This is a genomic window from Bradyrhizobium sp. A5 (assembly GCF_042076515.1).
In the GTDB taxonomy this organism is placed as follows: domain Bacteria; phylum Pseudomonadota; class Alphaproteobacteria; order Rhizobiales; family Xanthobacteraceae; genus Bradyrhizobium; species Bradyrhizobium cosmicum.
In genome coordinates, this window is record NZ_CP148990.1 from 129,356 (window position 1) to 144,781 (window position 15,426).

Genomic DNA, 15,426 nt, shown 5'->3' on the forward strand with positions numbered 1-15,426 from the left:
GCTTGTCACCGAGTTAGATCGAGAAATCACAGCATGCTTGGCAGCACGCGATCCGGCGGCTTGTGCGCGTCGAGGAAGGTGCGGATGTTGATGATCACCTTCTCGCCCATCTCGACGCGGCCTTCGATCGTGGCCGAACCCATATGCGGCAGCAGCGTCACCTTGCCGGCCCTGGCGAGCCGCACCAGCTTCGGACTGACCGCGGGCTCGTGCTCATAGACGTCGAGGCCGGCGCCGGCGATCTCGCCGCCTTCGATCAGCTTGATCAGCGTGTCTTCGTCGGTCACTTCGCCGCGCGCCGTGTTGACGATGTAGGCGTCTTTCCGAATCAGCTTCAGCCGCCGCGCCGAGAGCAGATGATAGGTCGCCGGCGTATGCGGACAGTTCACCGAGATGATGTCCATCCGCGCCAGCATCTGGTCGAGGCTTTCCCAATAGGTCGCCCCTAACTCTTCGGCGATCCTGGGCGCGACGGGACGGCGATTGTGATAGTGGATCTGCAGGCCGAAGGCGCGGGCGCGGCGTGCGACCGCTTGGCCGATGCGGCCCATGCCGATGATGCCGAGACGCTTGCCGCCGATGCGGTGGCCGAGCATCCAGGTCGGCGACCAGCCCGCCCAGGGCTTTCCTTCCGTCAGGATCGAGGCGCCCTCGATCATCCGGCGCGGCACGGCCAGGATCAGCGCCATGGTCATGTCGGCGGTGTCTTCGGTCAGAACCTTTGGGGTGTTGGTAACGGTGATGCCGCGGGCATGCGCGGCCTCGACGTCGATATTGTCGACGCCGTTGCCGAAATTCGCGATCAGGCGGAGCTTGCAGTCGGGCTGGTTGACGATGTCGGCGCTGATGTGATCGGTGACCGTGGGAACCAGCACATCGGCGGTGCGCGCGGCCTCCGCGATCTGCTCGGCCGACATCGGTGTGTCCTCGAGATTGATCCGCGCGTCGAACAGCTCGCGCATCCGGGTCTCGATCGAGTCCGGCAGCTTGCGCGTCACCACGACGAGGGGCTTTTTCTTCACCGACATGTCCTCACCTCATGAGGCGCCGCAGGCCGCCTCTGCCGCCAAAGGCCGGCCGTTGAGGCCTCATTAACCCGGTTGTTCGACACTGCGACTGCCGTATCGTCCCCGGCGTTCCCTTCAAGTTCTCCCGACATTTCCGGCCGGAAAATCGGGGCAAACTGGTTGTTCAGATGTCCGTCCTCTCTAGCAGAAGGCCGGGCCAAGACAAGAACCACGGGCAAAGGGCTTGGGAACACCCGCGTGGGGCGGGTTGGGGTTCGCGCGGCAGGGTTTTGGAATTGGGGTGAGGACCTGGCTCAGCCAGGTTTTCCACAGGAGACGGGTTGATGGCGTTGGGGCGTTTTTGTTCGGTGATGGCGCTCGTTTGCACCTGGTTGAGTGCCTCGGTGAGCCCTGGGCATTCGGCGAAGGACAACACGCCCCAGACCGCCAGCGGCCTTCCCGTGCCGCGCTATGTCAGCCTCAAATCGGATCACGTGAACGTTCGCGCCGGCCCGACCAAGGACAATGACGTGGCCTGGGTCTACACCCGGTCCGGCCTGCCGGTCGAAATCACCGCGGAGTTCGAGAACTGGCGCCGGGTGCGCGATTCCGAAGGCGCCGAGGGCTGGGTCTATCATTCGCTGCTGTCGGGTCGCCGCACTGCGGTCGTCACCATGAAACACAAGGACGAGCTCGCGCCGATCTACGACCGGGCCGACCCCGAAAGCGCCGTTGCAGCAAAGCTCCAGGCCGGCGTCGTCACGCAGGTGAAGAAGTGCAGCGCAAACTGGTGCCGCGTCACCGGCAACGGCTTCGACGGCTGGATCCAGCAGGAGCGCCTCTGGGGCGTCTACTCGGACGAGCAGGTCAACTGACACCGTAAACGACAATGGCCGGGACAAAGCCCGGCCATGACAAAGTCAGATTGAATTCAGTGAAATCTCAGCGCTTCTTGCGCAGGCGCACGACCATGTCGATGCGCGCGATCTCGTAGCCCTCCGGCACCTCCGGCATCTTGGACAGCGCCAGATGCGGATCCTCGATGTCGACCAGCTCGTGGCTGTTCTCGAGATAGTAGTGGTGGTGGGTGGTGACGTTGGTGTCGAAATAGGTTTTGGTGCCGTCGACGCTGACCTGGCGGAGCAGGCCGGCATCGGTGAGCTGGTTCAGCGTGTTGTAGACGGTCGCCAGCGAGACCGGGACCTTGGCCAGCGTCGCTTCCTCGTACAGCATTTCAGCCGTGAGGTGGCGCGCGCCCTTGCCGAACAGGAGCCAGCCGAGCGCCATACGCTGGCGCGTCGGACGAAGCCCCGCGGACTGGAGCATTTCGTTGACGTCATGCCACGGGCAGCCGGTCAACGCCGGCTGGCGGCCGGACAGAAGGGCCGCGGCATGGATGTCGTCCTCGTGACGGGGCGCTGTATTCTCGCTCATTTCCAATTTCGGGCACGCGTGGACACTATATCTATATGCAATATATGGACAGATAGATGCACATGCAAGTTTCTCGCAACTAGAGTGGTTCTAATCAGTCTTGGAACCGGGCGAGGATAGCGTCATTTTACCTTCATGAGACTGCTTTGCTACGCGAAATGGCCTGTGTTAGAGAGCGCGCGGTTCCGCTAAACCGATTTTGGCGCTGCCAGGCATTGAGGCCTGGTCTGCAGACCATCCGGGTTCTCGGCATTCGCGCCTGATGACGACAATTGGCGCTGCTTGCCGAACTAAACGGGGCCCATTTTTGCCAGAAACGCCGCTCAATCGGGGTTAGAATAGAGGCTTCCGCATGTTGAACAGGCGCAATGGTTACGAATACGAAGATCTGCTGGCATGTGCCCGCGGCGAGATGTTCGGCCCGGGCAATGCCCAGCTGCCGCTGCCGCCGATGCTGATGTTCGACCGCATCACGGAGATCAGCGACAATGGCGGCGAGTTCGGCAAGGGCGTGGTGCGCGCCGAGCTCGACGTGAAGCCCGACCTCTGGTTCTTCGGCTGCCACTTCAAGAACGATCCTGTCATGCCCGGCTGCCTCGGCCTCGATGCGCTGTGGCAAATGGTCGGCTTCTTCCTGGGCTGGACCGGGGGCGAAGGTCGTGGGCGCGCGCTGGGTCTGAACGAATTAAAGTTCAGCGGCCAGGTGCTGCCCGAGGCCCGCAAGGTTGTGTACAACGTCGATATCAAACGCGTGATGCGTTCAAAGCTCGTGCTCGGCATCGCCGACGGGTGGCTTTCGGTCGATGACCAGATTATCTATCGCGCGAAGGATCTGAAGGTCGGCCTGTTCAAGCAGGGCACGAGCCTGAGCTGAGCGCATCACCAAGAAAGACAACGATTTAGGCGAGGCTGTCATGAGGCGGGTTGTGGTCACCGGGATGGGCATCGTCTCGTCCATCGGAAACAACACCCAGGAAGTGCTTGCGAGCCTTCACGAGGCGAAGTCTGGCATTTCGCGGGCTGAGAAATATGCCGAGCTCGGCTTCCGTTCGCAGGTGCAAGGTGCGCCGACGATTGATCCTGCGACGGTTGTCGATCGCCGTGCGATGCGCTTCCTCGGCCAGGGCGCGGGCTGGAATCACATCGCGATGGAGCAGGCGATCCAGGACTCTGGTCTGTCGCCTGACGAAGTCTCAAACATCCGCACCGGCATCATCATGGGCTCCGGCGGCCCGTCCGCCCGCACCATCGTCGAAGCCGCTGACATCACCCGCACCAAGGGCCCGAAGCGCGTCGGCCCGTTTGCAGTGCCGAAGGCGATGTCGTCCACGGCCTCCGCCACGCTCGCGACCTGGTTCAAGATCAAGGGCGTGAACTATTCGATCTCCTCGGCTTGCGCGACGTCGAACCATTGCGTCGGCAACGCCTATGAAACCATCCAGATCGGCAAGCAGGACATCATCTTCGCCGGCGGCTGCGAGGAACTCGACTGGTCGCTGTCGGTGCTGTTCGACGCCATGGGCGCGATGTCCTCGAAATACAACGACACGCCCGCCACAGCCTCGCGTCCCTATGACGTCAACCGCGACGGCTTCGTGATTGCCGGCGGCGCCGGTGTGCTGGTGCTGGAAGAGCTCGAGCATGCCAAGGCGCGGGGCGCGCGCATTTACGGCGAGATCGTCGGCTACGGCGCAACGTCCGACGGTTACGACATGGTCGCGCCATCGGGCGAAGGCGCCGAGCGCTGCATGCGCATGGCGATGTCGACGGTGAAGACCAAGGTCGACTACATCAATCCGCACGCCACCTCGACCCCGGCCGGCGATCCCCCGGAAATCGAGGCGCTCCGAAAGGTGTTCGGCGTCGGCGAGAAGTGCCCCCCGATCTCGGCGACCAAGGCGCTGACCGGTCACTCGCTGGGCGCCACCGGCGTGCAGGAAGCGATCTACTCGCTGCTAATGATGAACAACGGTTTCATCTGCGAAAGCGCGCACATCCAGGAGCTCGATCCGGTATTCGCCGACATGCCGATCGTGCGCAAGCGCATCGACAACGTCAAGATCGGCACCGTGCTGTCGAACTCCTTCGGCTTCGGCGGCACCAACGCCACGCTGGTGTTCAGCCGGCTGGATGTGTGAGCCCCGTACGCTGTCATGCCGCGCCTAGTGCGCAATTGCGCACTGGGGCGGGGCATCCAGTACGCCGCGGCCTTGCGATTACCATGACTGTCTCGGAATACTGGATCGCCCGCCTGCGCGGGCGATGGCGTCGAGAATAGGAGCGAAGGCTGCAATGGAAGGTTTGATGAAGGGCAAGCGCGGTCTGATCATGGGCATCGCCAATGATCATTCGATCGCCTGGGGCATGGCGAAGACGCTGCATGCCCATGGCGCCGAGCTCGCCTTCACCTTCCAGGGCGAAGCCCTCGGAAAGCGCGTCAAGCCGCTGGCGGAATCGCTTGGCGTGGAATTGGTGCTGCCCTGCGACGTCGAGGACATCGCCAGTGTCGATGCGACGTTCGATGCGCTCCGTGAAAAATGGGGCCGGCTGGATTTCGTGATCCATGCCATCGGCTTCGCCGACAAGAACGAGCTGAAGGGCCGCTACGCCGACACCAGCCGCGAGAACTTTTCGCGCACCATGGTGATCTCCTGCTTCTCGTTCACGGAGGTGGCAAAACGCGCCGCCGAGCTGATGACGGAGGGCGGCAGCATGATTACGCTGACCTTCGGCGCCTCGGAGCGCGCGATGCCGAACTACAACGTGATGGGCGTGGCCAAGGCGGCGCTGGAAGCCTCCGTGCGCTATCTCGCCTCGGATTTCGGACCGCGCGGCATCCGCGTCAACGCGATCTCCGCCGGGCCGATCCGCACGCTCGCCGGCTCCGGCATCGGCGAGGCGCGCGCGATGTTCGCCTTCATGCAAAAGCATTCGCCGCTCCGCCGCGGCGTCACGCTCGATGAGCTCGGCGGCTCGGCGCTGTATCTGTTGTCGGATCTCTCCGGCGGCGTGACCGGCGAGATCCACTATGTCGATTCCGGCTACAACACGATCCTGATGCCGAGGCCGGACGATTTGAAGCCGGAAGACTAAAGTGGGAGCATGATCTCTTCGGAAAACCGCTGCACACTTTTCCGGATCACGCTCTAACCCGCCGCGATCTTCTCCGCGCGCTGAAACGCCGGCCGCGCCATGCAGCGCGCGAGATAAGCATCGAAGGCCGGGCGCGACGGAACCATCTTGAACAGGCGCACGGCGAAGTTCAGGCCTGCGCCGATCGTGATGTCGGCGGCCGAAAACTCCTCGCCGAGAATCCACGGCCCCTTGGCTAGCGCGGCCTCGAGCACGTCGAACACCTGCGTCGCGCTGCCCCAAGCTGCGGTCGAGCTCGGCACTTCGATTTTGGTGAAGATCTGAATGATCGCCGGCTCGATGCAGCCCGGCGAGAAGAACAGCCATTGCAGATAGCGCGCGCGGCGAGGGTCGCTCACTGCAGGCGCAAGCTTCGTCTCGGGATAGCGGTCGGCGATGTAGGCGCAGATCGCCGCGGCTTCGCCGAGCGCGGCATCGCCGTCGCTGAGCGCCGGCACCTTGCCCATCGGATTGACCTTGAGGAAATCCGGTGCCTTCTGCGCACCGGACGAAATGTCGGTCAGCACGCGCTCATAGGGCAGGCCGCTCTCTTCCATCAGCCAGAGCGTCGAGAATGAGCGCGAGCGCGGCGACCAATAGAGCTTGATCATGGGAGCGGATCTTTCAACGGAACCGGGCACGGCAGCAGATTCATCACCTTCCCCCATCGTATCCGAAATCCGCTGTGCATCCAGATGATCCCGGGCGTCTTCGGCGGCCCTGTCCGGCGACAATGCTCCCGCTCAATCTTCCTTGAGATAGCCGGGCAAGCCCCGATCGAGCCTGTCGGTGATGAGTGCTCGCGTCCTCTCGCGCAGCGCCGTGCTGGCTGAAGCCGCTGCTGGCGGGTTAGGGAATAGAGAGTTGTCGAGCTTGTTCAACGGATCTTCGGTCAGTCGCATGCTTGCGGCGAAGTTCGCGCCAAAATTCACAAAGGGCCGCTTGATTTCCTCGTAGCTCCGGCCATCAATCAGCGTGATCGCAACATTGGCGAAAAGGTGCGAGTGCCGGAGCAGGCTGCCCAGGCCCTGGTTGTAGGTGCCGATGCCGTTCAGCGTCATATGGGTGTTCGGCAATTCCGCCTTAAACGTGGTTGCGACAAGGTAGCGCTCGCAATTGGCGTTGGCGGTAAAGCCTCGCACGATCACCGGCAGGCGTTCGCCGGGATCCCGGATGAGGATCGTTTTCGGATTGTAGAAGGGTTCGAAGGCACCCCTGGGATAGGCAATCCTGCGTACCGCGGGATCGTTGCCCGTCGCCGCGCGAACACGCGCAAAGACGAGATCATCGAGGCCCCAGTCGATCGGAATCTCGCTTGCCTCATTCTCGAAGATGGTCAGCCCGAACTTCTGGACCGAGTAGCGCTCGCCAATCACAGAGATCACGCCAAGTCTGCAGGGGCCGGCTTCCACCGCTTGCCGCTTGTTCGCTACCGGCTGCTTGGCCTTCGGCGCCGCCTTCTTCGCAGCGGGCTTGGCCGTCGCCGGGGTTGTGGCGGTGGACGGAGCGGAGGGGGACTGGGCCCATACAGTCGTTGTGCAAAACGACACGAAGACAGTGGCGGCGACAAAACTGCGTAACATGACTCGGGAGCGGAAGTTGCTGAGGGGTGATCTGCAAACTAGTGCGTGCAGATCGCCTTCGCAAGCGCAACCTACGTCATCTTCTTCCATCGATAATACTTCATCACAAACCCGTTCGACGGTTCGAGCTCTTCCTTCTCGAATACAAAACCTTCGCGCTCGTACCAGCGCCAGGCCTTTTCGTTTTCGCGCACGCAACGCAGATGCATTTCATCCGGCATTTGCGTGCGCGAGAAGGCGAGCAATGTTCGTCCGAGCGATTGCCCCTGATAGGCGGGCCCGACGAACAGCATGTCGAGATAGAGCTTTGGCAGATGCAGCGCCAGCATCGCGGCGATCGTGCCGTTGTCGTCAGCGACGAACAGGCTCCAGCCCTCCTCCATCTCGCGCCTGACGCGCGCACGCAGATTCGCCAGCAGGAAGTCGCTCGCCTCGCCGAGCCCGGTCGAGACCCAGCTCTCCATCCAGACGCGGCCGACCTCGTCATATTCGTCGGTGCGTGCGGGGCGAATGATCGGATGCGGCATCGCGATCTCAAGCCCGCGGGGTGCGTACGGATTGGCGTGCGCGCACCTTGCCGGCTGACAGGCACACCACCTCTGAGATCTGCAGGAGTTGGCGCGCCAGCGGGCTGGTCTTGCGCCAGACCATGCCGATGGTGCGCGAAGGTTCGGGGTCGCGGAAGCGCGCCAGCGAGACAGAGGCGGAGCGCGTCTCCACCGGCACGGCCATCTCCGGAATCAGGGTCACGCCGATGCCCGCGCTGACCATCTGGACCAGCGTCGACAGCGAGTTCGCGTCGAGCATCTCGCGCGGTGGCGACGACTGCATGTTGCAGAAGGACAGCGCCTGATCGCGGAAGCAGTGTCCTTCTTCGAGCAGCAACAGCCGCATCTCGCGCATCATCTCGCGCGATGGCACCGGTGTGCCTTCATCGGAACTCGGCCGGACCAGCAAGAATTTCTCGTCGAACAGCGCGACCTCGGTGAGCGAGGGTTCCGACACCGGCAATGCGACGATGGCGGTGTCGAGCCGGCCCTCGACCAGTTCCTGGATCAGCCGGGGCGTCATCGTCTCGCGCACGCGGATGTCGAGCTCCGGATGCATGCGCGTGAGATTCTTGGTGATCGTGGGCAGCAGATAGGGCGCGATCGTCGGGATCATGCCGATCCGCAGCCGCCCGACAAAGCGGTCCTGCGAGGCGCGCGCGAAATCGCCGAGTTCGTCGACCGAGCGCAGAATGTCACGGACGCGCGGCGCGAGCTCTTCGCCGAACCGGGTCAGCGCCACCTGCCGGGCGCTGCGCTCCAGCAGCAGACCGCCGAGCGCGTCCTCCAGTTCCTTGATCTGCATCGACAGGGCCGGCTGCGAGATCGAGCTTGCCTCCGCCGCGCGGCCGAAATGGCCGTGGCGCGCCAGCGCATCGAAATAGCGGAGCTGGCGCATCGTCACGTTGACCATCAGAAAATCCTATCGCAGCGATCATTAAAGTCAACTTCCCCTGATCGAATGCGAAGCCTAGAGTGGTTCTACCTGGTCAAGGGCGCGAGTTCGACGCCACCAGAGGAGGTATTCATGGACGACACTTCAAAGTGCCCGTTTTCGGGTGGAAAACGCGTGCCGGCAAACCGCGATTGGTGGCCAACCCAGCTCAGCATCGAGATGCTGCACAAGAATTCCGGCCTGTCAGATCCGATGGGCAAGGATTTCGACTACGCCAAGGAATTCAAGTCGCTCGACCTGAACGCGGTCATCAAGGACCTGACCGCGCTGATGACGGATTCGCAGGAATGGTGGCCCGCCGACTTCGGTCACTATGGCGGCTTGATGATCCGCATGGCTTGGCACAGCGCGGGCACCTACCGCACCACTGACGGTCGTGGTGGCGCTGGTGCAGGTCAGCAGCGTTTCGCGCCGCTCAACAGCTGGCCCGACAATGCCAACCTCGACAAGGCACGCCGCCTGCTCTGGCCGATCAAGCAGAAATACGGCCGCAAGATTTCCTGGGCCGATCTGATGGTTCTCGCCGGCAACGTCGCGCTGGAATCGATGGGCTTCAAGACCTTCGGCTTCGCCGGTGGCCGCGCCGACGTCTGGGAGCCGGAAGAGCTCTATTGGGGTCCGGAAGGCTCCTGGCTGGGCGATGAGCGCTACAGCGGTGAGCGCGAACTCGCCGAGCCTCTCGGCGCGGTGCAGATGGGCCTCATCTACGTCAACCCGGAGGGTCCCAACGGCAAGCCTGATCCGGTCGCCGCGGCCAAGGACATCCGAGAGACGTTCGCACGTATGGCGATGAACGACGAGGAGACAGTCGCGCTGATCGCTGGTGGCCACAGCTTCGGCAAGACCCATGGCGCGGGTGATCCCTCGCTGGTCGGTCCGGAGCCGGAAGCGGGCGCGCTGGAGGATCAGGGCCTCGGCTGGAAGAGCAAGTACGCTTCGGGCCGGGCGGGTGATTCCATCACCAGCGGTCTCGAGGTGACGTGGACGACGACGCCGACGAAGTGGAGCAACAACTTCTTCGAGAACCTGTTCAACTTCGAATGGGAGCTGACCAAGAGCCCAGGCGGTGCGAACCAGTGGACGGCCAAGGGTGCCGACGCCATCATTCCCGACGCCTTCGACAAGTCGAAGAAGCATCGGCCGACGATGCTGACCACCGACCTCTCGCTGCGCTTCGATCCGGCCTATGAGAAAATCTCGCGTCGCTTCCTCGAGAACCCGGATCAGTTCGCGGACGCGTTTGCCCGCGCCTGGTTCAAGCTCACCCATCGCGACATGGGGCCGATCCAGCGCTATCTCGGCCCGCTGGTGCCGAAGGAGACGCTGATCTGGCAGGATCCGATTCCGGCCGTGAATCACGAGCTGGCCAGCGACCAGGACATCGCCGCGCTGAAGACGAAGATCCTGGCCTCGGGTCTCTCGGTGCCGGAGCTGGTCTCGGCGGCGTGGGCGTCGGCCTCGACGTTCCGCGGTTCGGACAAGCGCGGCGGCGCCAACGGCGCGCGCATCCGTCTTGCCCCGCAGAAGGATTGGGAGGTGAACGAGCCGGCCCAGCTTGCGAAGGTGCTCGGCAAGCTCGAAGCGATCCAGAAGGACTTCAACGCATCGGCCGGCGCGAAGAAGGTCTCGCTGGCGGACCTGATCGTGCTCGGCGGCACCGCCGCGGTCGAGAAGGCCGCGAAGGATGCCGGCGTCGATGTGAAGGTCGGCTTCACGCCGGGCCGCATGGATGCCTCGCAGGAGCAGACCGACGCTGCGTCCTTTGCTCCGCTGGAGCCTCGCGCGGATGGTTTCCGCAACTTCATCGGCAAGCGGCATCAGTACATGCAGCAGGAGGAAGCCCTCGTCGATCGCGCACAACTGCTGCGGCTCACCGGCCCGGAGATGACGGTGCTCCTCGGTGGCCTGCGTGTGCTCGGTGCCAATGCGAACGGTTCGAAGCACGGCGTCCTCACCTCGAAGGTGGGAACACTGAGCAACGACTTCTTCGTCAACCTGCTCGACATGAGCACGCAGTGGTCCCCGGCCGGCACTGACGGTACCTACGAAGCCCGCGACCGCAAGACCAATGCGGTGAAGTGGACCGGCACGCGCGTCGACCTGATCTTCGGCGCACACTCGCAGCTTCGTGCCTACGCCGAGGTCTATGCGACCTCGGATGCCAAGGAACAGTTCGTCAAGGACTTCGCCAAGGCCTGGACCAAGGTGATGAACCTCGACCGGTACGACATCGCGGCGTGAGGCTGCAAGCGGGAGAGGGAGCTCAGCACTCCCGCGGACCGAGCGATAAACAAACAAAAAGGGCGGCCTTTCGGCCGCCCTTCGTGTTTCTGGCAGGGTAGCGAGGCTTACTCGCCGGCCGCCTCGCGCGGAGCCTTCTCGCCGTCCCCGACCTTGCCCTCGAGGTCTTCGCCGGTGGTCTGGTCGACGACCTTCATCGACAGGCGGGTCTTGCCGCGGTCGTCGAAGCCGAGCAGCTTGACCTTGACCTTGTCGCCTTCCTTGACGACGTCGGAGGTCTTCTGCACGCGCGACGACGCGAGCTGACTGATGTGGACGAGACCGTCCTTGGAGCCGAAGAAGTTCACGAAGGCGCCGAACTCCATCACCTTGACGACGGTGCCGTCATAGATCTGGCCGACTTCCGGATCGGACGCGATCGACTTGATCCACTTGATCGCGGCCTTCATCGCCTCGCCGTCGGAGGATGCGACCTTCACGGTGCCGTCGTCATCGATGTTGACCTTGGCGCCGGTCTTCTCGACGATCTCGCGGATCACCTTGCCGCCGGTGCCGATCACTTCGCGGATCTTGTCGGTGGCGATCTTGAAGGTCTCGATGCGCGGCGCGTATTCGCCGAGCTCGGCGCGGGCGTTGGTGAGCGCCTTGGCCATCTCGCCGAGGATGTGGATACGTCCATCCTTGGCCTGACCGAGCGCGACCTTCATGATCTCTTCGGTGATGCCCTCGATCTTGATGTCCATCTGGAGCGAGGTGATGCCCGCTTCCGTGCCGGCGACCTTGAAGTCCATGTCGCCGAGATGATCCTCGTCACCGAGAATGTCCGAGAGAACCGCGAAGCGCTTGTCTTCGAGGATCAGGCCCATCGCGATACCGGCGGTGGGCCGCTTCAACGGCACGCCGGCATCCATCAGCGCGAGCGAAGCGCCGCAGACCGAAGCCATCGAGGACGAGCCGTTCGACTCGGTGATCTCCGACACCACGCGCGTGGTGTAGGGGAATTCGTGATGCGGCGGCAGCACCGGGTGGATCGCGCGCCAGGCGAGCTTGCCGTGGCCGATCTCGCGACGCTTGGTGCCGCCGAGGCGGCCGGTCTCACCGACCGAGTAGGGAGGGAAGTTGTAGTGCAGCAGGAACGTCTCTTTGTACGTTCCGGACAGCGCGTCGATGTACTGCTCGTCCTCGCCGGTGCCGAGCGTGGTCACGACCAGCGCCTGGGTTTCGCCGCGGGTGAACAGCGCCGAGCCGTGGGCGCGGGGCAGCACGCCGACTTCGGCGATGATGTTGCGCACGGTCTTGCTGTCACGGCCGTCGATGCGCTTGCCGGTGTCGAGGATGTTCCAGCGAACGATCTTGGCTTCGAGTTCCTTGAACACGCCGGAGATGCGGAGCTTGTCGTATTTCGGCTCCTGCCCTTCGGGGAAATAGTGGGCGATCACCTTTTCCTTGACCTTGCCGACCGCGGCGTAGCGATCCTGCTTGACCGGAATGGCGTAGGCGGAGCGGAGCTCCTGCTCGACGAGACCGAGCATTTCCTTCTCGAGCGCCGAATTGTCGATCACGGAGACTTCGCGCGGCTCCTTGGCGGCCTTCTCGGCGAGCTCGATGATCGCGTTGATGACCGGCTGGAAGTGGCGGTGACCGAACATCACGGCGCCGAGCATGATGTCTTCGTTCAGTTCCTTGGCTTCCGATTCCACCATCAGCACGGCGTCGGCGGTGCCGGCGACGACGAGGTCGAGCTGGGTGTCGACCATCTCGTCGAGCGTCGGGTTGAGGATGAACTCGTCATTGGCAAAGCCAACGCGGGCAGCGCCGATCGGGCCCTTGAAGGGAGCGCCCGACAGGGTCAGCGCAGCGGACGATGCCACCAGCGCGACGATGTCAGGGTCGTTCTCCATGTCGTGGGAGAGCACGGTGACGATGACCTGGGTCTCGTTGCGCCAGCCGTCGACGAACAGCGGGCGGATCGGACGGTCGATCAGGCGGGAGACCAGCGTCTCCTTCTCGGTCGGACGTCCCTCACGCTTGAAATAGCCGCCGGGGATGCGGCCTGCAGCGTAGGTCTTCTCCTGGTAGTCGACGGTCAGCGGCAGGAAGTCGACGCCTTCGCGCGGGGACTTCGCCGCGACGACGGTGGCGAGCACCACGGTCTCGCCGTAGGTGGCGACGACGGCGCCGTCGGCCTGGCGGGCGATCTTGCCGGTTTCGAGCTTGAGGGGGCGTCCACCCCAGTCGATCTCGACGGAATGCTTATTGAACATAGAGGTCTTCTTTCATGGGTTCTCGAAAGAAGGGTGGCCCCGAAAAACAAAAACCATGCGCAAGATTGCGGGACGCTGATCGAAGCGGGCGATCAGCGTCCTGCGATCCTGCCATGGTTTTTGGATTTCGGATGGCGTCCATCCTTTCGGGTCATACGGGCGCCTTGCCCGTTGTGCCCAGCCGCCGGATTGCTGCTGGACTGTCAGTCGGCACGAAGGCGACGACCAATTGCGGTCCTCGCTCATCGTGCCTCGGATGTTTGCCTTCAACGGCTCGCACCCGACGCGCACGCAGCCTCGATCAAAAACCTCTAAATCAACGCTTTCGTTCGAAACCGCGCACGAAAACGCGCGCCAGTGGCGCGCGTGAGAACACTTAGCGACGAATGTTGTGCTTCTCGAGCAGCGCCTTGTATCGCGCCTCGTCCCTCTTCTTGAGGTAGTCGAGCAGCGAGCGGCGGGTCGAGACCAGCTTCAAGAGGCCACGACGCGAATGGTTGTCCTTCACGTGGGTCTTGAAATGGTTCGTGAGGTTGTTGATGCGTTCCGACAGGATCGCGACCTGAACCTCTGGCGAGCCGGTGTCGCCGGCCTTGTTGGCATTCGTCTTGATGACTTCCGCTTTGCGTTCTGCGGCAATCGACATCGTCAATTTCTCTCGTTGCGACCGGAGCTGGCAGTCAGTCCGGTCAGGTTGAACACACGCTTGGGGATGATTTCGCCATTGCCGACTTCAGCAAGCGCCAAGAGACGGCCTGCCACCGTGACATAGACTGTGCCGCTACTAGTGGGCGCATCCCGTCCGCGCAACAAAACGGCCTGGCCCCGATGGAGCCTTGCCGCATCAGCCCGAGTGACGGCCAGTGCCGGGATGTCGTCCAGCGCGGTCTCAACGGGCATAAGCGCGTCGGCGAGGCTGCCCTCGCCGGACGCGGCTCTATCGCACAAAGCCTCCAGCCGATCCAGTGGAATCATGTCGTTCTCGTCAAATGGGCCGACCAGGGTCCGCCGCAGCGCGCAGATATGGCCATAAGTGCCGAGAATCCGGCCCATATCGCGGGCGAGCGCGCGGACATAGGTGCCCTTGCCGCACTCGGCCTCGAATACAGTCCGGTCACTATCCGGTTGATCTACAAGGGTTAAATGGTGAATTTCGACGGGGCGCGGGGCCAGCTCCACGACTTCGCCGTCGCGGGCGAGGTCATAGGCACGCTCGCCCTGGACCTTGATCGCGGAATAGCGCGGGGGGACCTGCTCGATCACCCCGGTGAAGCGGGGCAACAGGGCCAGGATGGCCTCGCGGGTCGGGCGCTGGTCGGAGGTCGCGGTCACCCGGCCCTCGATGTCATCGGTGTCGCGTTCCTCGCCCCAGCATACGGTGAACTGGTAGCGCTTGCGGCCGTCCATGACGAAGGGAACCGTCTTGGTGGCTTCTCCCAGCGCAATGGGCAGGCCGCCCGAGGCGAGCGGATCGAGGGTGCCGGCGTGTCCCGCGCGCTTGGCGTTGAACAGGCGCTTGAGCACGGCAACGGCCTGCGTCGAGGTCATGCCGATCGGCTTGTCGAGCACGACCCAGCCGTGGACGTCGCGCCGGTCGCGGCGCGGCTGGTTGCCCTTCTGCTTGTTGGTGCGCGGATCGTTGTTGACGCGGCGCGGCTCCTGGTGCGGCTGGGAAGTGTCGCCCAGATCCGCAAAATTATTTTTCTGCACGTCGCGCTGATCGGTCTCTTCGCCGCCGATCGTGCTGTGAGCCGGGTCCATCGTCATTGCTCTTCTTCCCGATCCGAGTCCGGATCCTGTTCCAGGTCCTTCTGCACCGCAGGTGTTCGCAAAAGCTTCTCGATCCGTTCCGCTTCGTCGAATCGTTCGTCGACGCGGAAGCGAAGATCAGGTGCAAATTTCAGGTTAACGCGATGCGCGACCTCGCCGCGCAGGAATTTCTTGTTGCGCTCGAGCGCAGCGATGACGACCCCGGTGTCGCGGCCACCGAGCGGCATCACGTAGACTGTCGCGAGCTTCAGGTCGGGCGACATCCGCACCTCCGGCACGGTGATGATGTGACCTTCGAGGTCCGCATCATGCACATTGCCTTGCGCCAGAATCTCGGCCATCGCGTGGCGAACCTGCTCGCCGACGCGCAACTGGCGCTGCGAGCCTCCGCCTGGCGCGGAACTCTTCTTCTGATGATGGCGTGGCATGGTTCGAAATCACCTCATTGCCCGTGCTTGGGACACGAGCATTGTCATTTGTCCTGTTGAAGCG

The 15,426-nt window shown here is 63.3% G+C and carries 15 protein-coding genes; 5 read left to right on the plus strand and 10 right to left on the minus strand.

Features of this window, described 5'->3' with window-relative positions; genetic code table 11:
* Positions 1-26: 26 nt before the first annotated feature.
* Complete coding sequence (locus WHZ77_RS00645) at positions 27-1,028, minus strand: 2-hydroxyacid dehydrogenase (RefSeq protein WP_375311924.1); 1,002 nt, start codon at positions 1,026-1,028, stop codon at positions 27-29.
* A gap of 323 nt (positions 1,029-1,351) precedes the next feature.
* On the opposite strand from WHZ77_RS00645, the gene WHZ77_RS00650 reads away from it, so the two are divergent.
* A complete protein-coding gene (locus WHZ77_RS00650) occupies positions 1,352-1,882 on the plus strand; it encodes an SH3 domain-containing protein (RefSeq protein ID WP_375311925.1) in 531 nt (176 codons plus the stop codon).
* A gap of 67 nt (positions 1,883-1,949) precedes the next feature.
* Here WHZ77_RS00650 and irrA read toward each other — a convergent pair whose 3' ends face one another.
* Positions 1,950-2,441 (minus strand): iron response transcriptional regulator IrrA, encoded by a 492-nt coding sequence (gene irrA / locus WHZ77_RS00655; protein ID WP_375311926.1) that lies wholly within the window; start codon positions 2,439-2,441, stop codon positions 1,950-1,952.
* A gap of 352 nt (positions 2,442-2,793) precedes the next feature.
* Between irrA and fabA the strand changes: the two genes are divergently transcribed.
* From fabA to fabI, 3 genes are all read left to right on the plus strand, one after another.
* On the plus strand, positions 2,794-3,315 hold the full coding sequence (gene fabA, locus WHZ77_RS00660) for a bifunctional 3-hydroxydecanoyl-ACP dehydratase/trans-2-decenoyl-ACP isomerase (protein ID WP_375311927.1): 522 nt from the start codon (positions 2,794-2,796) through the stop codon (positions 3,313-3,315).
* A gap of 40 nt (positions 3,316-3,355) precedes the next feature.
* Entirely contained in the window at positions 3,356-4,579 is a 1,224-nt protein-coding gene (fabB, locus tag WHZ77_RS00665; protein ID WP_375311928.1) for a beta-ketoacyl-ACP synthase I, read from the plus strand.
* 154 nt (positions 4,580-4,733) lie between these two features.
* Complete coding sequence (gene fabI / locus WHZ77_RS00670) at positions 4,734-5,534, plus strand: enoyl-ACP reductase FabI (RefSeq protein ID WP_375311929.1); 801 nt, start codon at positions 4,734-4,736, stop codon at positions 5,532-5,534.
* Positions 5,535-5,587: 53 nt separating this feature from the next.
* Here the strand turns inward: fabI and WHZ77_RS00675 are convergent, their stop codons facing one another.
* From WHZ77_RS00675 to WHZ77_RS00690, 4 genes are all read right to left on the minus strand, one after another.
* Positions 5,588-6,184 carry a glutathione S-transferase family protein gene (locus WHZ77_RS00675; protein WP_375311930.1) on the minus strand — a complete coding sequence of 199 codons (597 nt, stop codon included), beginning with the start codon at positions 6,182-6,184 and terminating at the stop codon, positions 5,588-5,590.
* A gap of 132 nt (positions 6,185-6,316) precedes the next feature.
* Positions 6,317-7,246, minus strand: coding sequence for a hypothetical protein (locus tag WHZ77_RS00680; protein WP_375311931.1), 930 nt, complete (start codon positions 7,244-7,246; stop codon positions 6,317-6,319).
* Positions 7,228-7,683 (minus strand): GNAT family N-acetyltransferase, encoded by a 456-nt coding sequence (locus WHZ77_RS00685; protein ID WP_375311932.1) that lies wholly within the window; start codon positions 7,681-7,683, stop codon positions 7,228-7,230. Before WHZ77_RS00685 ends, WHZ77_RS00680 begins: the two co-directional genes overlap by 19 nt.
* Before the next feature lie 7 nt (positions 7,684-7,690).
* Positions 7,691-8,617: a LysR substrate-binding domain-containing protein gene (locus WHZ77_RS00690; protein ID WP_375311933.1), complete on the minus strand. Its 927-nt coding sequence runs from the start codon at positions 8,615-8,617 to the stop codon at positions 7,691-7,693.
* Between the two features lie 114 nt (positions 8,618-8,731).
* Here WHZ77_RS00690 and katG point away from each other — a divergent pair, with 114 nt between their 5' ends.
* Positions 8,732-10,900: a catalase/peroxidase HPI gene (gene katG, locus WHZ77_RS00695; protein WP_375311934.1), complete on the plus strand. Its 2,169-nt coding sequence runs from the start codon at positions 8,732-8,734 to the stop codon at positions 10,898-10,900.
* Positions 10,901-11,007: 107 nt separating this feature from the next.
* Here the strand turns inward: katG and pnp are convergent, their stop codons facing one another.
* The 4 genes from pnp to rbfA form a co-directional block, all read right to left on the minus strand.
* On the minus strand, positions 11,008-13,164 hold the full coding sequence (pnp, locus tag WHZ77_RS00700) for a polyribonucleotide nucleotidyltransferase (RefSeq protein WP_375311935.1): 2,157 nt from the start codon (positions 13,162-13,164) through the stop codon (positions 11,008-11,010).
* Between the two features lie 376 nt (positions 13,165-13,540).
* Positions 13,541-13,810 carry a 30S ribosomal protein S15 gene (rpsO, locus tag WHZ77_RS00705; protein ID WP_008131787.1) on the minus strand — a complete coding sequence of 90 codons (270 nt, stop codon included), beginning with the start codon at positions 13,808-13,810 and terminating at the stop codon, positions 13,541-13,543.
* Between the two features lie 2 nt (positions 13,811-13,812).
* Entirely contained in the window at positions 13,813-14,931 is a 1,119-nt protein-coding gene (truB, locus tag WHZ77_RS00710) for a tRNA pseudouridine(55) synthase TruB (protein WP_375311936.1), read from the minus strand.
* Entirely contained in the window at positions 14,928-15,362 is a 435-nt protein-coding gene (rbfA, locus tag WHZ77_RS00715) for a 30S ribosome-binding factor RbfA (protein WP_041747943.1), read from the minus strand. Before rbfA ends, truB begins: the two co-directional genes overlap by 4 nt.
* Between the last annotated feature and the right edge of the window lie 64 nt (positions 15,363-15,426).